This is a genomic window from Actinacidiphila sp. bgisy167, assembly GCF_965342175.1.
Classification (GTDB): domain Bacteria; phylum Actinomycetota; class Actinomycetes; order Streptomycetales; family Streptomycetaceae; genus Actinacidiphila.
The window spans coordinates 104,663-125,408 of sequence record NZ_CBDRBL010000007.1 but is presented as its reverse complement, the minus strand read 5'-3'; the positions used below and the strand labels follow the sequence as shown (position 1 = coordinate 125,408).

The window sequence follows — 20,746 nt, the reverse complement described above, 5'->3', positions numbered from 1 at the left end:
ACGGACGGCGCACTCATGACGGACCACACGGGCGGGTTGACCGGCTACGCCGAGCACTTCGGCGAGCCCGAGGGCTATCTGGACTTCGCCCGCTACGGCCCGCCCTCGCGGGACGTGCTGGACGCCACGGCGGCCGCCCTGGCGGCGTCGGCGGAGGCCGACCACACGACCGTCAACGACCTGATGCGGGCCGAGCCGCGGGCCCGGGCCGCGGCGGGCCGGCTGGCGGGCACGGACACCGACCACGTGGCGTTGCTGCCCAACGCCTCCACCGGGCTCTTCCACGCGGCTTTCGGCGTGCCCCGCGGCGCCGTCCTGGTGCCGTCGGCCGACTTCCCCTCCAACCACTACCCGTGGCGGCGTGCGGCCGCTCTGGGGCGTGCCGAGCCGCGCTGGCTGGACGGCGCGCCGACGCCGGACGCGGTGCGCGCCGCGCTGACCGACGACGTGGTGGCGGTGTCGATCAGCGCCGTCGACTTCCGCACCGGGTATCGGGCCGACCTGGCGGCGCTGCGCGAGGTCATCGGGGACCGGCTGCTGGTGGTGGACGCGATGCAGGCGTTCGGTGTCGTCGAACTGCCGTGGCAGGCGGCGGACGTGGTCGTGGCGGGCGGCCAGAAGTGGCTGCGGGCCAGCTGGGCGACGGGTTTCGCGGCCCTGTCGGACCGGGCCCTGGAGCGGCTGGAGCCCACGTTGACGGGGTGGACGGGGGTGGAGGACGTCGCCGTCTTCGACGACGCCGAGCATCCGGTCGCGCCGGACGCGCTGCGCTGGAGCATCACGAATCTGAGCCCGGTGACGGCGGCGGCGTTCGCGGTGGCTCTGGAGTTGGTCGAGGGGGTCGGCGTGGCCGCGATCGAGGCGCACGTCGGGCGCCGGGTCGACGGGCTGATCGAGGCGGTCCGCTCGGCCGGCGGGGAGGTGCTGTCCCCGGTGGCCCGTGCGGGGCGGGCGGGGATCGTGTCCTTCGCGGTGCCGGGGGTGGATCCGGCGCAGGTCGCGAAGGTGCTGCACGGGCACGGGGTGACGCCGACGGTGCGTGCGGATTCCGTCCGTCTGTCGGCGCATGCGTCGACCACGGCCGGTGCGGTGGAGCGGGTGCGCGCGGCGCTGGCTTCGTTGCGCTGACCGCGCGGGGGCGCCCGTCGCCGTATGGCCCGTGCGACGGTGCGGGCTCACATCGTGTGCGGGCGGGGCTGGAGGGCCAGAGCCCTCCGTGCCGGGCGGGAACGGCATGGAGGGCTCTGGGCGGAGGACGCACCGCAGCGGTCGGGAGATCGTCGGCTGTCGGTGCGCAGGTGAATCAGGTGAGGAAGCCTCCGTCGACGGCGAGGTGGGCGCCAGTGATGTAAGAGGCGTCATCGGACAGGAGGAAGGCGACCGCGGTGGCGATCTCCCTGGGCTCACCCACGCGCCGGGCTGCGATGGCGGCCGCGATGCCCTCCGCTTCCCCCTCGTTCGCGGCGTCGAGCATCGGGGTGGCGATGACCCCGGGCTGCAATTCGTTGATACGTACTCCGCGGGCGGCCCAGTCCTGGGCGGCCGAGCGGGTGATGCCGCGGATGCCGTGTTTGGACGCCGAGTAGGCTGCCCGCAGCGGCAGGCCACGATCGGCGAACACGCTGGAGACGTTCACGATCGCCCCGCCCCCGGAGGCGTGGATGGCGGGCAGTTCGGCCTTCATGCCGTAGTAGATCGACGACAGGTTGATGGCGAGCGTCCGCTCCCATGCCTCTTCGGGCAGGTCGGGCAGATCATGGTTCTCGCTGCTGATGCCGGCGTTGTTGACGGCGTAGTGCAGGGAGCCGAAACGCTCCACCGTGGTGGTGACCACGTGCTGCACAGCCCTGGCATCAGAGACGTCGGCGGGTAGGACGAGGGCTTCGCCCCCCGCCTCGGTGATCTGGGCCTCGACGTCGCGCAGCGGCTCCTCACGGCGGCCCACCAGGGTCACCCTGGCACCGCGCTCGGCCAGCAGGATGGCAGTGGCCGCGCCCATACCGGTGCCGGCACCGGTGACGAGGGCGACCTTGTCGTGGAAGGGGATCATGTCTTTTGTCCTTCTGGTGTTTCCTTCCGCAGCGCCGTGCCTACTTCTCCGTGTCCGCGGGGAGGTCGACAGGGTAGGGGGCCCCGAAGTCGGCCGAGGCGGAGACGGCCTGCCAGGCGTCGGCCTCCGCGATCTGCGTGCGGGAGTAGTCCAGTGCCATGCGTGCGCCGATGGCGCCGAGGACCAGGTGGCTGGGCAGGTGCTCGCGCTTGGCGACGCGCACCAGAATCGCGGCCGCCCTCTCCGGGTCGCCCGGGGCGTCGTTGCCGCGGAGCCGCTCGGCGAAGGCGCCGACGGTGCCCCGGTAGTACTCGGGGATGGAGTGGACGTCCATTGACGCGCCGGCCCAGTCGGTGGCGAAGCCCGCGGGCTCGACCACCAGGTACCGGATGTTGAAGGGGGCGCTCTCCGTGGCCAGCGTGCGGGTCAGGCCGTCGACGGCGAACTTCGCGGCCTGGTAGGACCCCAGGCCCGGGGTGCCGCCGACTCGGCCGCCCACCGAGGAGAACTGGATGACGATGCCGCCGCCTTGGGCCCGGAGGAGCGGCAGCGCCGCCTTGGAGACGTTGTACACGCCGAAGAAGTTCGTCTCGAACTGGCGCCGGAAGTCCTCTTCCGGGGCGGTCTCGACCGGGGCGATGTTGGCGTAGCCGGCGTTGTTGACGACCACGTCGATACGTCCGAAGCGCTCGCGGCCGGCGTCGAGGGCGGCGGACGCGGCGGCGGCGTCCGTCACGTCGAGGGCCACGGGAAGAAGCCGGTCGCCGTATGCGGTGGCGAGGTCGTCGAGCTGCTCGGGCTTCCGGGCCGTGGCGACGACCTGGTCGCCTGCTTCGAGCGCCGCGATGGTGAGGGCGCGGCCGAAACCGCGCGAAGAACCGGTGATGAACCATGTCTGAACTGTCATGGCTTTAGTGAAACACGGTTGCGCTATTAAGGCAACCCCGTTGCGCTAATATCGCAACGCGAGTGCGTTAGGCTTGGGCTGTGACCAGCCAGTTCCAGCGAGCACGCAGCCCCGAAGCCAAACGCAAGCGGGAAGAGGCGATCCTCGACGCCGCGACGCAACTCGCGGGAGAGCGCGGCGTCCGCGACGTCACCCTCACGGACATCGCCGACGCCGTCGGCATGCACAAGTCCGCGATGCTCCGCTACTTCGAAACCCGTGAAGAGATCTACCTCCGCCTCACCGCACGAGGTTGGACCGAGTGGGTCGCCGCCCTGCAGGCGCAGCTCGACGATGTCGGCCGGCGGACGGCCGACGCCCCTCGAGAACGCGTCCCCGCCGCAGCCCAGGCCCTGACTCGCTCCCTCGTCAGTCGGCCTCTGTTCTGCGACCTCCTCGCCCACGCCCCCCTCAACCTCGAACGCAACGTCTCCCTGGAGACCGTCCGCACCTTCAAACTCAGCGCGCTCGCCCAGTCCGCAGCGGCCTCACGGGCCCTCGCCACCTGCCTCGGCCTGGAGGAAGCACAGGCCCGCAACACCATCACCGCCGCCACAACCATGGCCGGCGCACTCCACCAGATCGCCGCCCCTCACGCTCCCGCCCTGCGGCACCTCTACGCGTCCGACCCCGACCTCACTCATGCCCTGGTGGACGTCGAGCCCCGCCTCACCGACATCCTCACCACGCTGATCACCGGATACCTCGCTGCCTCATGAACCGTGGGCGGTGGCTGACGCGTGCACGTACGAGATGCATGCGGAGGCACGCCCGTTTCTGGCCGGGCTGCGGAGCAAGGGCCGGTTGCCGAACATGGAGCGGGTCTACGCCGGCCGTCACCTTCTGTACCTGAACCACTGTGCCGAGCGCCGTGTCGAGCGGGCCACGGGCACGGGGTGACGCCGACGGTGCGTGCGGATTCCGTCCGCCTGTCGGCGCATGCGTCGACCACGGCCGGTGCGGTGGAGCCCGTTTCGCGAAGGGCGGCGTTCGCGCGCCGCGCCGGGCCGTGTCCGGCGGTACGTCAACCGCGCGCGCCGGTCACTGCTCCCCAAGGCGGCGCCGTTCGTGCCGGAGGGCGCTGTGGGTGTATGCGGGCGAGAGCCCGGAGGCGGCGACTGACGGTGCCGGCCCGGTGGTCGCCGCTGCCGCAGGCGCGCGCCCGTGCGGGCCGCTCGCGCCCCGCGCGAAGCCGCGGATCCGGACCGAGGGGGCGGGGAGGGCCTCCCAGCCGGCGCGCGATGGCGCGTGACCTTACCTCGCGTGACAACCTGATGCCACACTGTGTTCGCCCGGCGGGGTGATGGCTGTCATCCTTTCGGCCTGTCACGGCCTTGTCACGGATGCACATCGATGACCCGGTTTGTCCTGATGTTGGGAGAGTGTCCGGCGGGCCGTACGGCACGATTGACCCAAGATGTTCCGCCGCGGCACAACCCTCGGCGGCCGCGGAGGAGTCAGTACAGACATGAGTAGCAGCAACGCTTCCCCCGGCGGCTCGGAGAACCAGCCGCCCGGCACGAAGCCGAAGCGCACCGGCGCCCGTCGGCTGATCCCGGGCTGGCGCGCGGCGGTCGGCGCGTTCCTGTTGGTCGTGCTGGCGTGCGCGGGGGCGTTCATCGCCGGCTACCAGCTGGTCGACATCCCCAAGGCGAACGCGGGGGCGGTCGCGCAGAGCAACGTCTTCCTGTACTCCGACGGCACCCAGCTGGCCCGCGACGGCACCGTCAACCGCGAGAACGTGAGCCTGAACCAGGTGTCCGAGGTCGTGCAGCACGCCACCCTCGCCGCCGAGGACCGCAACTTCTACCACGAGTCCGCGGTCAGCCCGAAGGCGATGCTGCGTGCGGCGTGGAACACGGTCACCGGCAAGGGCAAGCAGTCCGGTTCGACGATCACCCAGCAGTACGTCAAGAACTACTACCTCAACCAGGAGCAGACGGCGGTCCGCAAGGCCAAGGAGTTCTTCATCGCGATCAAGCTGGACCGCGAGAAGTCCAAGGAGGAGATCCTCGAGGGCTACCTCAACACCAGCTACTACGGCCGCAACGCCTACGGCATCCAGGCCGCCGCCCAGGCCTACTTCGGCAAGGACGCCGACGAGCTGGACGCCGCCGAGGGCGCGTACCTGGCGACCCTGCTCAACGCGCCCAGCGAGTACGACATCGTGGCCCACCCGCAGAACAAGGCCAAGGCGGTGGCGCGCTGGGACTACGTGCTGGACGGGATGGTCAAGGAGGGCTGGCTGACCGAGCGCGAGCGCGCCACCCTGAAGTTCCCTGAACCGCACAAGGCCAAGGCCGCCACCGGGATGTCGGGGCAGCGGGGCTATCTGGTCGAGGCCGTCAAGGACTACCTGAACGAGTCGGGGATCCTGGACGAGAAGACCCTGCGCTCCGGCGGTTACCGCATCACCACCACCATCGACCGCAAGAAGGAGAAGGCCTTCGTCGACGCGGCCGAGGAGCAGCTGCTGGACAAGCTCGACCCGAAGGCGCACCCGGTCGACAAGTTCGTGCGGGTCGGCGGGGCGTCCATCGACCCGGCCACCGGCAAGGTCGTCGCGATGTACGGCGGCGTCGACTACACCAAGCAGTTCGTGAACAACGCGACCCGCTCCGACTACCAGGTGGGCTCGACCTTCAAGCCGTTCATCTTCGCCTCCGCCGTGCAGAACGACTCCACCACGCAGAACGACCGGCGCATCACCCCGTACACCGTCTACGACGGCCGTAACAAGCGCGAGGTCATCGGGCCGGACGGTCCCACCGGCTACGCCCCGGCGAACGAGGACGACGTGTCCTATGGCGCGGTCACGGTCAGCAGTGCCATGGACAAGTCCGTGAACTCGGTCTACGCCCAGATGGCGCAGGACGTCGGCCCGGGCAAGGTCAACGACACGGTGCGGGCGCTGGGCGTGCCGGAGAAGGTGAAGCTGGTGACCACGCCGGCGATGGCGCTCGGCACGATGACGGCGAGCCCGCTGGACATGGCGCAGGCCTACGCGACGCTCGCCAACCACGGCCGGTACGTCCCGTACACCATGGTCGTGAAGATCACCAAGAACGGCCAGGAGGTGGCGCTGCCCACGCGCAGGCCCAGGCAGGCCGTCCACCGCCAGGCCGCCGACACCACGACCTCCATCCTGCGCTCGGTGGTCCGGGGCGGCACGGCCACCGCGGCGCAGGCCGCGGGCCGGCCCGCGGCGGGCAAGACCGGCACCATGGAGGAGGACAAGGCAGCCTGGTTCGCCGGCTACACCCCGGACCTGGCGACCGTCGTCGCCGTCATGGGCCAGGACTCCCAGACCGGCGCCCAGAAGAAGCTGTACGGCACCACGGGCCTGGCCCGCGTCAACGGCGGCGGCTACCCCACGCAGATCTGGGCCCAGTACACGGCCGACGCGCTGAAGGGGAAGCCCGCGAAGAACTTCACCCTGCGGCTGCAGCCCGGGGCGGAGGCCCCGCCGGTCACGAACACGCCGAAGGCGCCCGCCACACCGTCCAAGACGCCCACGGCACCGCCGACCACGACGGCCCCGCCGGAGTCCCCCGAGCCGCCCGGTACGCCGCAGCCGCCCACCAGCCATGAGCCGACCGAGCCCGAGGGCCCGGCCAGTCCGGGTGACGACGGCGGTGCCGACGGTGGTGTCGACGGCGGCACCGACGGCGGCGGCGGACTGCCCATCGGCGGCCTGGACGGCGGTCCGGGCGGCGGGGACGACTTCCCCTAGCAGGGGCGGGCGTCGCCGGGAAGGTCCCCGGCGGCGCCCGGTACGGCTCCTGTCCGGGCGGGCCAGGCCGTCAGGCCAGGGCAGAGGGGGGTGAGCCAGGCGCTGGCGCGCCCCTCAGGGCCCCGAGGTGGCCTTCAGGCCGACCACGGACACCAGCAGCAGGCAGATGAAGAAGATCCGGGCGGCGGTCGCGGGCTCGTCCAGCACCAGAATGCCGAGGACGGCCGCACCGGCCGCGCCGATCCCCACCCACACTCCGTAGGCGGTGCCGATCGGCAGCGTCCGGGCCGCGTACGACAGCAGCAGCATGCTCGCCACGATCGCCAGTCCCGTGCCGACGCTGGGCCACAGCCTGGTGAAGCCGTCGGTGTACTTCAGGCCGATCGACCAGGCGACCTCGAGCAGGCCGGCGACACACAACAGGACCCATGCCATGGCGGGCACCTCCGAGATCCTTGGGGGGACAGGGGGTGCGTCGTCTTTGCATGGGCCCTGGTACGGCGCGTCTCGTCAGGGTGGGGCCCGACGATAGCAAATCAGAGGTACAGGCCGGTGGAGTCCTCCGAGCCCTGCAGCCGCTCCGCCGCCACCGCGTGCAGGTCGCGTTCCCGCATCAGCACATAGGCGGTGCCCCGCACCTCGACCTCGGCGCGGTCCTCCGGGTCGAAGAGCACCCGGTCGCCGACCTCCACGGTCCGTACGTTCTGTCCCACCGCCACCACCTCGGCCCAGGCGAGCCGTTTGCCGACGGCCGCCGTGGCGGGGATCAGGATGCCGCCGCCGGAGCGCCGTTCGCCCTCGGGGACGTCGGAGCGCACCAGCACGCGGTCGTGCAGCATGCGGATGGGAAGCTTGTCATGCGTATTCGAACTCACAGGTATGACGTTACCGGCGACGCCGACGCAGCGAGAGCCCGGCCACCACGGCGACCAGCGCCACCGCCGCCACCCCGACCGGCACGATGCGCTCCACGCGGGGCGCGCCGTCCTGTGAAACGAAGTGGCCCCGCAGTTCGGTCACGCCGCGGTTCACCGCCACATACGCGCGGCCCGCGGTGCGGTCCACCACGGAGGCGACCTTCGCCTTGGCGTCCGCCGCGATCGTGCTCGGGTGCATCCGCACCGCGATCTCGTCCAGCGTCGCGGCCAGCGCCTGCCGCCTGAGAGCGATGTCCGCCTCGATCTGTGCAGGGCTCCTGCCATCCGACACTGCTCCGCCTCCCTCGTCCTTGTCGACCGGTACCGTGCAGACAGTCTGTCAGCCCGTCCGTGCCGACGCCCGTCGGCACCCCGAACCGGAGAACTGCACCATGAGTGAGCGCCTCCAGCCCGGCGACACCGCCCCCGCCTTCACCCTTCCCGACGCCGACGGCAACGAGGTCTCCCTCGCCGGACGCGCCGGCCGCAAGGTCATCGTGTACTTCTACCCGGCCGCCCTCACGCCCGGCTGCACCAAGCAGGCCTGTGACTTCACCGACAACCTCGACGTCCTCGCCGACGCCGGTTACGACGTCATCGGGATCTCGCCCGACAAGCCGGAGAAGCTCGCCAGGTTCCGCGAGAAGGAGTCCCTGAAGGTCACCCTGCTCGCCGACCCCGACAAGTCGGTGCTGACCGCGTACGGCGCCTTCGGCGAGAAGAAGCTGTACGGCAAGGTGGTGACCGGCGTGATCCGTTCCACCGTCGTCGTCGACGAGCAGGGCGAGGTCGAGCACGCCTGGTACAACGTCAAGGCCACCGGACACGTCGCCAAGCTCCTGCGCGATCTGGGGGTCTGACCTCCGCCGCCCCGCTGCCCGGGTCGTCACGCCCGGGTGTGCGAGCCGGTCAGCGCCGCGTACACCACGACGTTCGCCGAGTAGGACTGGGTGGCGGCGTCGAAGGTGCCGCCGCAGGTGATCAGCCGCAGCTCGGGGCGGACCCCCGAGCCGTACACCCGGTCGGGCCGGAAGCCCTTCTTGTCGACGATCTCCACTCCCTCGACGGCGAACTCGGCGACGGAGCCGTCCGAGCGGGTGATCTCCACCAGGTCGCCCTGCGTGACCGTGCTCAGGGCGTAGAAGACCGCCGCCTTGGTGCGGGTGTCGACATGACCGACGATCAGTGCCGCCCCGGCGTCGCCGGGAGCCGGACCGCGCCCGTACCAGCCCGCCACGTCCGGCGTGCTGTACGGCGGCGGGTCCACCGCGCCGTCGGCGGTGAGCCCGCGCTCCACCAGGTCGGCGTGGATGCCGGCCGAGGGGATGTCGATCCGCAGCGGCCGCGCCGGGGGGAGCGGCGTGTGTGCGGCGTAGAGCTGCGCGGGCCGCCCCACGGACCCGGCCTGCGTGGTCGCCGCGGGCGCGGGGCCCCCTTCGGAGCCCGGCAGGACCGGGTCGACGTAGCCCTTCAGCCACGCCGCGCAGAGCACCACGGCGGCCGCGAGGGCCGCGACGGTACGTCCCTGCACGGGTCAGTCCCGGGTGCGGCGTCGGTGCGTCACCAGTCCCGCTGCCCCCGCCACGGCCAGCACCCCGGCCGCCACGACGCCGGGCACGCCCGCCGGCTGCTGCTCCGCGGCGGCCTGGTGGTCCGCCATGGCGCCGCCGCCCGCGGGGACGGGCGCGGAGGGGAAGCCGGAGGCGGCCTCGGTGACCTCCAACGTGCCCTCGTGGGACTTTCCGTCGCAGGTGATGGAGACCCGGTAGGAGCCCGGGGTCAGCCCGGAGCGGACGACCGCGGAGGCGTACATCCCGCCGTCGCTCGCCGGGGCGAGCGTGACCGGGGTGACGAACGCGGAGGAGCTGACGGTGCCGGTCTTGGCCCGGTCGCACTGGTCCGTGCGGACATCGACGTCGCCGCCGGGGCCGGCCGTGCCGGGGGTGATCCTCACCGGGCCGCTGCCGACGCCGCCGACTCCTGCGACCCCTCCGGCATCGCCCACACCGCCAACACCGCCGGTGCCGCCCACGCCGCCGGTGCCGCCCACGCCGCCAACACCGCCCACGCCGCCAACACCGCCCACGCCGCCAACACCGCCCACGCCGCCAACACCGCCGACTCCTCCGACTCCTCCGACTCCGCCCACGCCGTCCGGGCCGTCGTCATCGTCGTCGTCCCGTACGGGGGCGTCGCGGCCGCTGTCACCGCGCCCCTCTCGCTCGTCATCGTCATCGTTGCCGTCGTTGTCGTCGTCGTTGTTGTTCCTGCCGAACTGCAGGAGGGAGCCGCCGTCCTCGTCCTCGTCGCCCCCGCCTCCGCCGCCGAACCGGAGCGTGGGGCCGCCGGAGTCGTCCCGGCCGTCGTCAGCCAGCGCGGCGGGGCCGCAGAGAGCGATCAACGTCGCCGCGGCGGCGGCGCACAAGGGAACGCGGGCGGCCCCCATGACTGAGCCCATGATCACTACCTCCACTCACCCGGGCTCATGCCGTCGGATCGGTCGCCCCGGTCCTCCGAAGGTCCCTTCCCGCGCGGGCCCTCGCATGCGGTGGTGCTCCGGACGGGTCGGGAGATCGCCCGGTTCGGGGAACAGGGCGGACAAGGCGCTCCTGTGCACAGGTCACCCGGCCGGACTAGAGTCCGCAGCCATGACAGCACGCAAGCCCATCGAATCCTGGCTCACCGACATGGACGGCGTCCTCATGCACGAGGGCGTCCCGGTGCCCGGCGCCGACGCCTTCATCAAGCGGCTGCGTGACTCGGGCCGTCCGTTCCTCGTCCTGACGAACAACTCGATCTACACCCCTCGCGACCTGGCGGCCCGGCTCAGCCGCATCGGCCTGGACGTGCCGCCCGAGAACATCTGGACCTCGGCGCTGGCCACCGCCCGCTTCCTGGACGACCAGCATCCCGGCGGGACGGCGTACGCCATCGGCGAGGCGGGGCTCACCACCGCCCTGCACGACGCGGGCTATGTGCTGACCGACCACGAGCCGGACTTCGTGATCCTCGGCGAGACCCGGACCTACTCCTTCGAGGCCCTGACCAAGGCGATCCGCCTGATCAACGCCGGCTCCCGGTTCATCGCCACGAACCCCGACAACACCGGGCCCTCGCCCGAGGGGGCGCTGCCGGCCACCGGCTCGGTGGCCGCTCTGATCACGAAGGCGACCGGGAAGGACCCCTACTTCGTCGGGAAGCCGAACCCGCTGATGATGCGCACCGGCCTCAACACCATCGGCGCGCACTCCGAGACCTCCGCCATGATCGGCGACCGCATGGACACCGACGTGCTGGCGGGCCTGGAGGCGGGGATGCAGACCTTCCTGGTGCTGACCGGCCTGACCGAGGCGGGCGACGTCGACCGCTTCCCCTACCGGCCGACCACCGTCGTGAACTCCATCGCTGACCTCGTCGACCTCGTCTGACGAGGTCCGCCCCCGGCCCCGACGGATGGGGGGGCCGGGGGACGTGCGCGCGTCCGCGGGTCGGTGTGCCGTTGGCCCGCCGCTTCGACGGATCTGGCGGGGCTCACCGAGGCAGGCGGTCCCAGAACGAGCAGTGGTGCGCGGTGTACGCGTCGACGGGCCGGATCCCCCCTGGCCCCGGAGCCAGCGACTGCACCGACCGCGCGTGAGGTGACGAAGCGCGGAGCAGCGGCCAAAGCGGGGCGCCGGGGGTGTTCGGGTCGCCGGTGTGCGCGAAGCTGGTCCAGTAGCCGACCATCCGGTCCGCCAGGGCGCGCTGGGTGTCGGTCAGCGGCCGCTCGGTGGGGAAGGCGGAGAACAGGAACGGCATCTCGAACCCGTGCGCCGCACCGTAGGGGAAGTCCGGGTTCGCCGGCAGCCCGGAGAGGACGGGGGCGTTCGGGTCGTCGAACTCGTAGCCGTACAGGGGGAGGCGGGGGGCGTGGGCGGCGATGGCCCGGCCGGCTGCCAGGGTGGTGCAGGTCAGGGACCGGTCGGTGAGCACCGCGGCCCAGGCGAGTGCGGGCGTGGGGTGGTCCGCCGCCGGGTACGCCGCCTCGACGGCCGGGGCCGCGGACCCGAAGGCGTCCACCAGACGGGCCCGGTAGTCGCTCTCGGTCCGGATCGGGAACGCGGCGAGCGACAGGCCGACGAACATCCGCATCTCGTCGTGGTTGGTGCCCTGGAGGACCGGTACGCGGTGGAAGCGTCCCGACGCCAGCGCCTGTTCCGGCGCCTCGGGCAGCAGCGTGTTGCCGTAGGCGGGCCGGTTGAAGGACTGCATCAGCTGCGCGGTGGCGAGACGGTCCGTGCTCTGCCCGCGCAGGCAGGCCAGCTCCTCCTTCTCGCCGCCCATCGCGCAGCCCAGTTGCCGGCCGGCTTCCGCGCCGGCCGCCTGGACGTCGCGCTCTGCGGCGAACGGCTCGTACGCAGGCGTTCCGGGTCCGAGGGCGCCGCGGGGGAAGGACATGAGGCAGGAACCGCTCTGGAGCACGGCCCGCTGGAAGAGCCCGGCAGCGGACGGCGAGGTGAGGTGCGCGCAGATGCCGAGGGCGCCCGCGGACTCACCGAACAGCGTGACCCTGCCCGGATCGCCGCCGAAGTGCTCCGCGTTCGCCCGTACCCAGCGCAGGGCGGCCTGCTGGTCCGCCAGGCCGAACGGAGGGGCGGCGCCCAGGCCGGGGTGGCCGAAGTAACCGAAGATCCCCAGCCGGTAGTTGACCGTGACGACGACCGTGTCACCCCGGACAGCGAGGTCCGCGGCGCTGTAGTCACCGCCGGAACCGCCCAGGAAAGCGCCCCCGTGCAGCCACACCAGCACGGGGCGCTTCTGCCCCGCCGGCTTGCGCGTGGGCGCCGTGACGTTGAGATACAGGCAGTCCTCCGACCCGAGAACCGCGCCCGCACCCGGTTCCGGCATCTGCACGCAGCGCTGAGCCGCCGTCGTCGCGTCCCTGACGCCGTGCCACGCGGCGACGGGCGCCGGGGGACGCCAGCGCAGCGGTCCGGTCGGCGGCGCGGCGTAGGGAACGCCGTCGAAGGTGGCGTACGAGCCGTGCGACACTCCGCGGACCAGGCCGTGGTCGGTCCGTACGACGGGACCGCTCTGCCGCGCGGAGACCGGGGAACGGGATGGTGCGCCGTTCGCCGGTACGGCGGTGGCCGCGATCAGCGCCGCCGCGCAGAGCAGGGGGAGGAACAGCACGCGGAGCAGTGCTCCCGGGCTCGACCGCGGTGCCGGCGCGGCCGGAGACGTGGTCGGGGACGTGGCCGGGGCCGTTGGGGACATGGTCGAGGACATGGAGGTACCCACCGTTCTTCGTCGGAGGGGATCGGACGGGGCCGCACGAGCGGCACGGACCGGTGGGGCCCGCACGAGGCCGGTTCGGCCGTGACGGGGCGCGAGTTGGTCGGGGAGCGGTGCGGGCCGACCCGGTCAGTGCTCACTACGCTAGGAGCTCCCGCGCGCTGGAGGTTCAAGAGACCGTGACGCACGACACATGGAGCATCGGCGAGCTCGCGGCCGGCACGGGGGTCTCGGTGAAGACCCTCCGCTACTACTCCGACAGCGGTCTGCTGCCCGTGGCCGGCCGCAGCGCGGGTGGTCATCGGCGCTACGGTCCCGAGGCGTGGGAGCGGATCCATCTCATCCGGCGCTTACGGGCGCTGGGCACCCCGATCGCCGCCATCACCCAGGTGGTCACCGGCGAGCGCACCCTGGGCGAGTTCGTGACGGCCGAGCTGGAAACGGTGCAGGATCGGCTGACCGAACTGCGCTGGCGCCAGGCCACCCTCGAGTCCCTGGACGACTGCCCGGGCGAGGAACGCCTGCGGCGCCTGGAGGTCCTCTCCCGCGTGCCGCGGCTTCCGCAGGCGCGGCGCACCCTCACCGACCACTGGTACCGCGAGCTGCCCGCGGCCATGCCCAGGCGCCGACTCGACATCATGGTCGCGATGCTGTCGCCCGAGCCGCCGCAGGACCCCGACGCGACCACGGTCCTGGCCTATGCCGAGCTCCATCTGCTCATCTCCACGCCGGGTTTCACCCGCTGGACCCAGGACCACGCCGAGGAGATGAGGGACGCCCCGGCCTTCTACCAGGAGGTCGACGAGGCCGCCGCGCTGACGGCCACCGCTGTGGCCCTGGGTCTGCCACCCGGCCCGGGGGATGCGGTGGACGCCTTCGTGTCCGCCCACGCGAGGGCCCGCCGGGAGGCGGACACCCCCGCATTCCGTGCGCACCTGCATGAGCTGGTGTCGAGGTCGTCCGGCTTCGACCCGCGTCTGGAACGTTATTGGGCGCTGGTCGGCACGGTCACCGGCGGGCGTGTGCTGAACATGACGGTGGCTCACCAGTGGCTGACGGACGGGCTGGCGCTCTCGACCGCCGGCGCGACACCTTCGACGCCTTCGCTTTCGACGGCTTCCATGCCGTCCGTGCCGACGGGCTCGACCGCCGCGGGAGCCCCGTCCAAGAGCGGGAGCCCGGGGAGACGGCGCTGAACGGGGCACGTGGGAGGTCCGGGGTCCGGCGCGGCTCGGCGGCTCGTGTTCCCGGAGGCGGGTCTGCGGGACGTCGAGCACGGGAGCGCGGCGGCCTCGAGACGGGGCCGCCCCCGTTGTGCCCGCCTCACCCCCGGCGGCTGAACCTCAGGGCCGCCCCGCCCATCACCATGAGCACCCCGGCGCCCGTGAGCACCAGCGCGGGCGCCCGGTGCTGGTCGCCCGTGGCGGCGAGGCCCGGGAGGGTGCCGGGGCCGGTCCCGTCGTCCTTGCCCCGCTCGCCCGGGGCGGCTCCCGTTCCGGGACGGGAGCCGCCCCGGCCCGCTTCCGGCCCCGCTTCCGGCCCCGCTCCGGCGCCGGGTCCGGGCCTCGCGCCGGCCCCGGTGCCTGCGGAGGGGCGCGGTGCCGGGGCCGTGCCCGGGTTCTCGCCGGGGCCGGTGCCCGTGCCCCCGTCATTCCCGTCCCCGGCCCCGTCTCCGTCGTCGGGCCGTCGCTCCTCGCCGGTGCGGCCCGGGTCCGGAGGCCGGGGCCCGGCCGCGGCGTCCGGTGACGGCAGGACGTCGAAGTCGTAGCCGGCGGACTCCCCGACCCAGTCGCCGTCCCGGCCGCGGCGCTCCATGACCGTGGCCGACGCCGTGACCGGTCCGGCGGAGGCGGCCGCCGTGAAGCGCAGCCGCAGGGCGATCGCCACCTTGCGCCCCGGAGGCAGCGTGGTGCCGGGCCCGTCCTCGCCGCCCACCACGGCGATGTTCTCGTCGTTGTCCGTGTGCTCGACGGCCACCGGCCGCCATACGCGGTCCGGTGTGCTCCCGGCGCCGGCGACGGGTGCCGGCGCACGGTACTCCAGCCGGATCTGCTCGGCCGCCAGCGCGCGCCCGCGGTCGACGAAGACGAGGACCGGGTGGACGTCCCGCAGCGGATCGTGCGAGGTGTTCTCCAGCTCCACCCGCAACTCCCGGGGCGCGGCTCCCGCCGTGTAGGCGGGGGGGCCGCCCAGCAGCCGGGCGGTGACCGGGAAGGGCTCCGCGGCTGCCGGGGCCGGGGGGACCGCAGCCAGGGCCGCGGCCGCCGTGACGGCAAGACGACTGACGGCCGGAGCGCTGCACCACCTCATGGACAGCGAAGCTCTCACGGTCATCCGCTGATATCACCGCGCGACGCGGCGCCGGCCGGCCGCTCACCCGTACGGGCGGTCAACGCACCGCCGTCTGGCCGAAGAGGGGGGCCAGCGCCAGCAGCGCCGCTCCCTCGGCCACCGCGCGCCGCCCGGCCGGGGCGACGGTGACCGGTACGGTGCGGCCGGCCGCGCGCATCGTGCGCGGGTCCATGGCGGCGGCCACCTCGCGTACGAACAGCCCCGGGTCGGCCAGCACCGTACGGCCGCCGAGCACCACCCGGTCGATGTCCAGCAGGGAGACCAGGTTCGCCGCGCCCACGCCGAGCAGCCGCGCGGCCTCCGCCGTCTCTCCGCGGCCGACGGCGGCCAGGCACAGCGCCTCCAGGCAGCCCCGGTTGCCGCAGGCGCACGGCGGGCCGTCCAGGGCGACGGCCTGGTGGCCGAACTCCCCGGCGCCCGTGCGGGCGCCGCGGTGCAGGGTGCCGTCGAGGACGAGGCCCGCGCCGAGGCCGGTGCCCAGGTGCAGGTAGCCGAAGGAGTCCCCGGCGCCCGGGACCGCCCCCGTGCCGGCGCCTCCCGCGGTCGCTTCGCCTCCGGCGCCCGGCGGGAGCACGGCGAGGGCCGCCGCGTTGGTGTCCTTGTCCAGCACGACCGGCAGCCCGAGGCGTTCGGCCAGCGCGTCGCGCAGCGGGTAGCCGTCCCACCCCGGCAGGCCCGTGACGCGGTGCAGCACCCCCGCGGCGTGGTCGAGCGGGCCCGGGCAGGCGAGCCCGGCGCCCAGCAGAGCGCCCTTGGCGCCGGGCGTCGCGTCGACAGCCGTCCGGACCAGTCCGGCCACCGCCTCCAGTACCTCCTCGGCCGGGCGGCCGAGATCCAGCGGGACGGTCCTGGCGTCCACCACGCCGCCCGCCAAATCGGTGAGCACGACGGTCAGTTCGTCACGGTCCAGGTGCACTCCGGCGGCGAACCGGGCGCGGCGCGCCAGCCGCAGCAGGGTGCGCGGCTTGCCTCCGGTGGGGGCGCCCCGTCCGGCCTCGTCGACCAGCCCGTCGGCACGCAGCCGCGCGGTGATCTTGCTGACGGCCTGGGGGGTGAGCCCGGTGCGCTCGGCCAGCTCCAGACGGCTGATGCCCCTTCCGCCACCGGCCGTCGCCGTCCGCAGCAGGCCCAGCACGAGGGCGGTGTTGTGGCTGCGCAGCGCGGGCAGGTTGGCCCCGGAGTTTCCCCTGTTCACCTCTCCATTGTCGGACTCCCTTGCGCTTTGGCAACAGCGTTGCTTAAGTGGGCGCATGTCTTCCGCACCTCTTCGCGTCGCTCTGGTCGGCTACGGTCTGGCCGGCTCGGTCTTCCACGCCCCGCTGATCGCCACCACCGACGGCCTCGTCCTGGACACCGTCGTCACCGGCAACCCGGAGCGCCAGGCGCAGGCCCGCGCCGAGTACCCGGACGTCCGCCTGGCCGACCGGCCGGACGAGCTGTGGAAGCGCGCCGGCGAGCTGGACCTGGTCGTCGTGGCCTCGCCGAACAGGACCCACGTCCCGCTGGCGACCGCCGCCCTGGAGGCCGGGCTCGCGGTCGTCGTCGACAAGCCGGTCGCCGGCACCGCGGCCGAGGCGCTCGCCCTCGCCGACCTCGCCGACGAGCGCGGTCTGCTGCTCTCGGTCTTCCAGAACCGCCGCTGGGACAACGACTTCCTCACCCTGCGCGGCCTGCTGGAGCGCGGTGAACTGGGCGAGGTGTGGCGCTTCGAGTCCCGTTTCGAGCGGTGGCGGCCCAGCCTCAAGGGCGGCTGGCGCGAGTCCGGCGACCCGGCCGAGGTCGGCGGTCTGCTCTACGACCTCGGCAGCCACCTCGTCGACCAGGCGCTCACCCTCTTCGGGCCGGCCGTCTCGGTGTACGGAGAGCTGGACGCGCGCCGGCCGGGAGCGCAGGTGGACGACGACGCCTTTGTGGCGATCACCCACGCCGGGGGCGTCCGCTCGCACCTGTGGATGAGCGCCACCACCGCGCAGCTCGGCCCCCGCTTCCGGGTGCTCGGCAGCGCCGCCGGATACGTCAAGCACGGCCTGGACCCGCAGGAGGCCGACCTGCGCGACGGCGCCCGCCCGGCGCCCGGCGAGGCGTGGGGCGCGGAACCGGAGGCCGAGTGGGGCGTGCTGGGGGCGGGCGGCGACCTGCGCTCCGTACCGACCCTGCCGGGCGACTACCCCGCGTACTACGCCGCCGTCGCCGCCGCCCTGCGCGACGGCACCGCCCCGCCGGTCACGGCCCGCGAGGCCGCCGCCGCGCTCACCGTCATCGAGGCCGCCGCCGCATCGGCCCGCGAGGGGCGGACCGTACGGCTCACGCCGACGGCATGACGCGCTGAGCCCTGCACCCGAGCCGGGGTGGCGCGAGCCGGCCGGCCCCTGCTCGGCGCCGGTCGCGCGGTGCCGGTGCGCTTCATCGACCTGCCCCCGGACTCGGCCGGGCCCGCCTGCCCGTGCCGGGCGGCGGATCGTGCGCGCGCATGGCCTCCTCGTGAGCCCCGCGTAGAGCTCCCACAACCATCGTTACGGGCCATCTTCGCACCGACTCGACCGGGACGCCGCCCTTGCCGCACACACGAACGAGGGCGCCCCTCCTGGAGGAGGGACGCCCTTTCGCTGTGCGCCGCCAGGGACTCGAACCCCGAACCCGCTGATTAAGAGTCAGCTGCTCTGCCAGTTGAGCTAGCGGCGCTCATCGACAGAGAGGATCCTACCTGACCGGCGGAGGTGCTCTGGACCGCGTCCTCGAGGAGCGCGGGATCATCGTCCAGCCAGCCGAGGCGGACCATCTTGACTCCGGCCTGGAACCGGCTGTCGGCCCCTATCTGCTGCATCAGCTCGGCCACTATCCGCCGCACCGTGCGGTCGGACAGGCCCAGCTTCCGGCCGATGGCCTCGTCCGTCAGGCCCGAGGCGAGCAGCCGTACGACCTCCCGGTGCCGCGCGACGGGCGCGGCGCCGACGTCGTCGGTGAACAGGTCCGAGGCGGCCGCCCAGCAGTGCTCGAACATCTGCCGCAGCACGGCCACCATGGCGGGGCTCCGCAGGACCATGGCGGAGCCCTCGGCCCCGTCGCCGGCCCGCTCGTCGAGGCCCAGGGCCGGCACGACGGCGAGCGTGTGGTCGACGATGATCAGTTTCATGGGCAGCGTCGCGGCCGTCCGGACCTCGCCGCCGTCGTTGGCGTAAGTCCTCAGGTGTGCCCGGACATTCGGCACGGCTGCTGCCGTGGCGAGGTAGATCGAACGTTGCCGGACTCCGCGGTTGAAGAGTTCGCGGTTGCGGTCGTCGGCCTTGAACAGGGGGATCTCCCCCGGCACAGTGGGGTGCATCGAGAGGATCTCGGTCGTGGCGGTACTGGCCCCCTCGTCGAGGATCGCCGCGATCTGCGCGGGCTGGGCGGCGACCTCGATCCGAGCCTCCGCCAAGTGCCTCATGTGCACTGGTTGAAATTCGCCGGCCACCTGGCTGAGCGCCGCGTGGGCGTCCGTGATCGTCCTGACCAGTTCCTCGGTGCGCCGCCGGCTGCCCTCGATGAGCTGGGCCATCGCCGTCGCGGGGGAGTGCACCGACCAGCCGCTACGGGAGGAGGGGAACGCGGTGGTGAGGCCGAGGGCCGCGAGGGTGCGGAGGGCGTCGTCGAGTTCGGCGCGTGACCAGCCGGTGAGTGAACAGACGCTCTCGGGCGTCCAGTCGGCGTCCGCCAGAGCTAGGGCGTACAGTTCCTGCGCTCTGGCGCGCAGGAGGTCGTCGTCGGTCACTGTAGGCACCCCCAATGCTTCACGTCACCCCCGGGCATCGATCAGGTTACGGTGCAGGGCTGCCGTATGGACCCTTCGGGGGTCATCCGGTCCCATGTGTCCGCATAGGGCCATGTCCGAATCCGGAACGGGAAAACTACAGACCAGCGGCTCGTGATCCGACAGAATTCAGTCAGCCGTACGGTTCCTCCAGATCGGAGTAGCTCCCTCGGTCCCGTAAAACCCCAGCTCAACCTACTGGACAGGTCTGCCATGTCATCGATTCGCCGCAACGTCATTCGTGCCGTGGTGGGTGTCGTAGCCACCATTTCATTGGGGCTGATCGGAGCGGCCACAGCGTCCGCTCAGCCCATGCCGGGTGACCTCACCTGGGCGGTTGCCAGCGACCTTACCTGGTGAACCCGGTGGGCAGGCCCCCAAAGACAACATCACCCCCATAGCCACACCCCCTCCCCCCACGCTGATGGGCCCGGCATACCTCCCCCCTCTTGCCGGGCCCATCAGCATGCCCGCGTGCGGAGCGTCGCCGCTCGGGACGCGCGACGGTGCGGGGGCCGGTTCCGGGCCGGATCCGGGCCGGGGCCTCCCGGCCCGGGTGCGTGGTCATGAGCACCCCCTCGGACCCCGTATGATTGTTCTGCACGCGCCGCTAGCTCAACTGGCAGAGCAGCTGACTCTTAATCAGCGGGTTCGGGGTTCGAGTCCCTGGCGGCGCACAGCGAGAGGGCGCCCCTCCTTCGGGAGAGGCGCCCTCGTGCGTGTCCCGGTGGACGCGGTTGCGCCGCAGGCCTCAGAGGGCCAGCGAGAGCAGCACCGGCGCCGCGCGCTCGTTGAGCGTGTCGGCCGCGCCCTTGAGGCGGTGGGCCTGGGTGACGGGTAGCGAGAGGGCGAGGCAGCCGACCGAGGCCCCGACGGTGATCGGGATCGCGGCGCAGACGGTGCCGATCGCGTACTCCTGCAGGTCCAGGGTGGGCGCGCTGGCGGGCTGGCTGTCCAGCTTGGTCAGCAGCACCTTCTCGTTGATCGTGGTCCGGGATGTGAGCCGTACCGTCTTGTGCCGGGACAGGTGGTCCCGGCGTCCGTTGTGGTCGAGCTGGGTGAGCAGGCACTTGCCGACCGCGCTGGCATGGGCGGCGAAGCGGAAGTCCACCCACTCGTTGACCTTGGGCGCCTCCGGGCCGTCCGCGAAGTCGACGATCTTGACCTCGCCGTCGTCGTAGCGGCTGAAGTAGACGGCGGCGCCGACCTCGTCGCGCAGGGCCATGAGGATTCTCTTGATCTTCTCGCCGAGCGCCAGGTCGCGGCTGGCGCTGCCGAGCAGGACGAGCGACTCGCCGACCGCGTACCCACCGCCGGGCAGGGCGTTGAGATAGCGCTCGCGATTGAGCATCGCGAGGAGTCGGCCGAGATAGCCGATGGGCACCCCGATCTCGCGAGCGAGTTGCTCGGCGGTGACGCCGTGCCTGTGTTTGTCCACGGTCTCCAGCACGCGCAGGGCGTGCTGGACGGCGTGGACCGGCGCGACCTGTCGGTACTCAAGCGCCACGGTGTCCCCCTACAGGTGTGACCGTCTGCGTGCTTGCTGCGGCTGCCGGTCGCGGCTGCTGGTCAGGTCAGCCGGCCCGGCAGTCGGGTCGGATTCCACGATAGCCTCAATGTCCTTTGCAGTAGGCGTTGTTGGTGCTTTATGGAGGGCGCCGCACACGTATATGCAGGAACGCGC

Annotated in this window: 20 protein-coding genes and 2 tRNA genes; 9 read left to right on the top strand and 13 right to left on the bottom strand. The window is 72.7% G+C overall.

The annotated features are described in order from the left end of the window. Positions 1-15: 15 nt before the first annotated feature. Positions 16-1,128 carry an aminotransferase class V-fold PLP-dependent enzyme gene (locus ACRWND_RS04810; RefSeq protein ID WP_431946224.1) on the top strand — a complete coding sequence of 371 codons (1,113 nt, stop codon included), beginning with the start codon at positions 16-18 and terminating at the stop codon, positions 1,126-1,128. Positions 1,129-1,303: 175 nt separating this feature from the next. Here the strand turns inward: ACRWND_RS04810 and ACRWND_RS04805 are convergent, their stop codons facing one another. Together ACRWND_RS04805 and ACRWND_RS04800 are read right to left on the bottom strand one after the other, a co-directional pair. Beyond that, positions 1,304-2,050, bottom strand: a complete 747-nt coding sequence (locus tag ACRWND_RS04805; protein ID WP_431946222.1) for an SDR family NAD(P)-dependent oxidoreductase — start codon at positions 2,048-2,050, stop codon at positions 1,304-1,306. A gap of 40 nt (positions 2,051-2,090) precedes the next feature. Continuing rightward, a complete protein-coding gene (locus ACRWND_RS04800; RefSeq protein ID WP_431946220.1) occupies positions 2,091-2,957 on the bottom strand; it encodes an SDR family NAD(P)-dependent oxidoreductase in 867 nt (288 codons plus the stop codon). A gap of 80 nt (positions 2,958-3,037) precedes the next feature. Between ACRWND_RS04800 and ACRWND_RS04795 the strand changes: the two genes are divergently transcribed. Together ACRWND_RS04795 and ACRWND_RS04790 are read left to right on the top strand one after the other, a co-directional pair. Next, positions 3,038-3,715 (top strand): TetR family transcriptional regulator, encoded by a 678-nt coding sequence (locus ACRWND_RS04795; RefSeq protein WP_431946218.1) that lies wholly within the window; start codon positions 3,038-3,040, stop codon positions 3,713-3,715. 749 nt (positions 3,716-4,464) lie between these two features. Next, the gene (locus tag ACRWND_RS04790; RefSeq protein ID WP_431946216.1) at positions 4,465-6,729 is read left to right on the top strand and encodes a transglycosylase domain-containing protein; all 2,265 of its coding nucleotides are present in this window, start codon (positions 4,465-4,467) and stop codon (positions 6,727-6,729) included. A gap of 114 nt (positions 6,730-6,843) precedes the next feature. Here ACRWND_RS04790 and ACRWND_RS04785 read toward each other — a convergent pair whose 3' ends face one another. The 3 genes from ACRWND_RS04785 to ACRWND_RS04775 all read right to left on the bottom strand — a co-directional run bounded on the left by ACRWND_RS04785 (position 6,844) and on the right by ACRWND_RS04775 (position 7,938). Continuing rightward, positions 6,844-7,164, bottom strand: a complete 321-nt coding sequence (locus ACRWND_RS04785) for a DMT family transporter (protein ID WP_431946214.1) — start codon at positions 7,162-7,164, stop codon at positions 6,844-6,846. Positions 7,165-7,265: 101 nt separating this feature from the next. Continuing rightward, entirely contained in the window at positions 7,266-7,604 is a 339-nt protein-coding gene (locus tag ACRWND_RS04780) for a GroES family chaperonin (protein ID WP_026251892.1), read from the bottom strand. A 10-nt stretch (positions 7,605-7,614) separates the two neighbouring features. Beyond that, positions 7,615-7,938 carry a DUF3618 domain-containing protein gene (locus ACRWND_RS04775; protein WP_431946212.1) on the bottom strand — a complete coding sequence of 108 codons (324 nt, stop codon included), beginning with the start codon at positions 7,936-7,938 and terminating at the stop codon, positions 7,615-7,617. A gap of 100 nt (positions 7,939-8,038) precedes the next feature. Between ACRWND_RS04775 and bcp the strand changes: the two genes are divergently transcribed. Then, a complete protein-coding gene (gene bcp, locus ACRWND_RS04770) occupies positions 8,039-8,506 on the top strand; it encodes a thioredoxin-dependent thiol peroxidase (RefSeq protein WP_431946210.1) in 468 nt (155 codons plus the stop codon). A gap of 26 nt (positions 8,507-8,532) precedes the next feature. On the opposite strand, the gene ACRWND_RS04765 is transcribed toward bcp, so the two are convergent. Together ACRWND_RS04765 and ACRWND_RS04760 are read right to left on the bottom strand one after the other, a co-directional pair. Continuing rightward, positions 8,533-9,177 (bottom strand): class F sortase, encoded by a 645-nt coding sequence (locus ACRWND_RS04765; protein ID WP_431946208.1) that lies wholly within the window; start codon positions 9,175-9,177, stop codon positions 8,533-8,535. 3 nt (positions 9,178-9,180) lie between these two features. Then, positions 9,181-10,104: a hypothetical protein gene (locus tag ACRWND_RS04760; RefSeq protein ID WP_431946206.1), complete on the bottom strand. Its 924-nt coding sequence runs from the start codon at positions 10,102-10,104 to the stop codon at positions 9,181-9,183. 190 nt (positions 10,105-10,294) lie between these two features. Here ACRWND_RS04760 and ACRWND_RS04755 point away from each other — a divergent pair, with 190 nt between their 5' ends. Continuing rightward, a complete protein-coding gene (locus ACRWND_RS04755) occupies positions 10,295-11,074 on the top strand; it encodes an HAD-IIA family hydrolase (RefSeq protein WP_431946204.1) in 780 nt (259 codons plus the stop codon). Between the two features lie 103 nt (positions 11,075-11,177). Here ACRWND_RS04755 and ACRWND_RS04750 read toward each other — a convergent pair whose 3' ends face one another. Then, positions 11,178-12,818: a carboxylesterase/lipase family protein gene (locus tag ACRWND_RS04750; protein ID WP_431946202.1), complete on the bottom strand. Its 1,641-nt coding sequence runs from the start codon at positions 12,816-12,818 to the stop codon at positions 11,178-11,180. Between the two features lie 281 nt (positions 12,819-13,099). On the opposite strand from ACRWND_RS04750, the gene ACRWND_RS04745 reads away from it, so the two are divergent. Continuing rightward, a complete protein-coding gene (locus tag ACRWND_RS04745) occupies positions 13,100-14,116 on the top strand; it encodes a MerR family transcriptional regulator (protein ID WP_431946200.1) in 1,017 nt (338 codons plus the stop codon). A 127-nt stretch (positions 14,117-14,243) separates the two neighbouring features. Here ACRWND_RS04745 and ACRWND_RS04740 read toward each other — a convergent pair whose 3' ends face one another. Together ACRWND_RS04740 and ACRWND_RS04735 are read right to left on the bottom strand one after the other, a co-directional pair. Beyond that, a complete protein-coding gene (locus ACRWND_RS04740; protein WP_431946198.1) occupies positions 14,244-15,254 on the bottom strand; it encodes a hypothetical protein in 1,011 nt (336 codons plus the stop codon). Between the two features lie 55 nt (positions 15,255-15,309). Further along, positions 15,310-16,467, bottom strand: a complete 1,158-nt coding sequence (locus ACRWND_RS04735) for an ROK family transcriptional regulator (protein ID WP_431946196.1) — start codon at positions 16,465-16,467, stop codon at positions 15,310-15,312. A gap of 55 nt (positions 16,468-16,522) precedes the next feature. On the opposite strand from ACRWND_RS04735, the gene ACRWND_RS04730 reads away from it, so the two are divergent. Then, complete coding sequence (locus ACRWND_RS04730; RefSeq protein WP_431946194.1) at positions 16,523-17,593, top strand: Gfo/Idh/MocA family oxidoreductase; 1,071 nt, start codon at positions 16,523-16,525, stop codon at positions 17,591-17,593. A gap of 288 nt (positions 17,594-17,881) precedes the next feature. Here ACRWND_RS04730 and ACRWND_RS04725 read toward each other — a convergent pair. Together ACRWND_RS04725 and ACRWND_RS04720 are read right to left on the bottom strand one after the other, a co-directional pair. Further along, positions 17,882-17,954, bottom strand: a tRNA-Lys gene (locus ACRWND_RS04725). After that, on the bottom strand, positions 17,917-18,273 hold the full coding sequence (locus ACRWND_RS04720) for a LuxR C-terminal-related transcriptional regulator (protein WP_431946250.1): 357 nt from the start codon (positions 18,271-18,273) through the stop codon (positions 17,917-17,919). Before ACRWND_RS04720 ends, ACRWND_RS04725 begins: the two co-directional genes overlap by 38 nt. On the opposite strand from ACRWND_RS04720, the gene ACRWND_RS04715 reads away from it, so the two are divergent. Next, on the top strand, positions 18,199-18,918 hold the full coding sequence (locus ACRWND_RS04715; RefSeq protein ID WP_431946192.1) for a hypothetical protein: 720 nt from the start codon (positions 18,199-18,201) through the stop codon (positions 18,916-18,918). The two genes, ACRWND_RS04720 and ACRWND_RS04715, sit on opposite strands and share 75 nt — an antisense overlap. 748 nt (positions 18,919-19,666) lie before the next feature. Then, positions 19,667-19,739 (top strand) — tRNA-Lys (locus tag ACRWND_RS04710). 74 nt (positions 19,740-19,813) lie between these two features. Here the strand turns inward: ACRWND_RS04710 and ACRWND_RS04705 are convergent. Then, on the bottom strand, positions 19,814-20,569 hold the full coding sequence (locus tag ACRWND_RS04705) for an IclR family transcriptional regulator (RefSeq protein WP_431946190.1): 756 nt from the start codon (positions 20,567-20,569) through the stop codon (positions 19,814-19,816). Between the last annotated feature and the right edge of the window lie 177 nt (positions 20,570-20,746).

Coding starts and splice junctions, on each gene's coding strand:
- ACRWND_RS04755 (WP_431946204.1), top strand. CDS start 10,295: ATGACAGCACGCAAGCCCATCGAATCCTGGCTCACCGACATGGACGGC.
- ACRWND_RS04790 (WP_431946216.1), top strand. CDS start 4,465: ATGAGTAGCAGCAACGCTTCCCCCGGCGGCTCGGAGAACCAGCCGCCC.
- ACRWND_RS04805 (WP_431946222.1), bottom strand. CDS start 2,050: ATGATCCCCTTCCACGACAAGGTCGCCCTCGTCACCGGTGCCGGCACC.
- ACRWND_RS04720 (WP_431946250.1), bottom strand. CDS start 18,273: ATGTTCGAGCACTGCTGGGCGGCCGCCTCGGACCTGTTCACCGACGAC.
- ACRWND_RS04740 (WP_431946198.1), bottom strand. CDS start 15,254: ATGACCGTGAGAGCTTCGCTGTCCATGAGGTGGTGCAGCGCTCCGGCC.
- ACRWND_RS04760 (WP_431946206.1), bottom strand. CDS start 10,104: ATGGGCTCAGTCATGGGGGCCGCCCGCGTTCCCTTGTGCGCCGCCGCC.
- ACRWND_RS04730 (WP_431946194.1), top strand. CDS start 16,523: ATGTCTTCCGCACCTCTTCGCGTCGCTCTGGTCGGCTACGGTCTGGCC.
- bcp (WP_431946210.1), top strand. CDS start 8,039: ATGAGTGAGCGCCTCCAGCCCGGCGACACCGCCCCCGCCTTCACCCTT.
- ACRWND_RS04785 (WP_431946214.1), bottom strand. CDS start 7,164: ATGGCATGGGTCCTGTTGTGTGTCGCCGGCCTGCTCGAGGTCGCCTGG.
- ACRWND_RS04800 (WP_431946220.1), bottom strand. CDS start 2,957: ATGACAGTTCAGACATGGTTCATCACCGGTTCTTCGCGCGGTTTCGGC.
- ACRWND_RS04810 (WP_431946224.1), top strand. CDS start 16: ATGACGGACCACACGGGCGGGTTGACCGGCTACGCCGAGCACTTCGGC.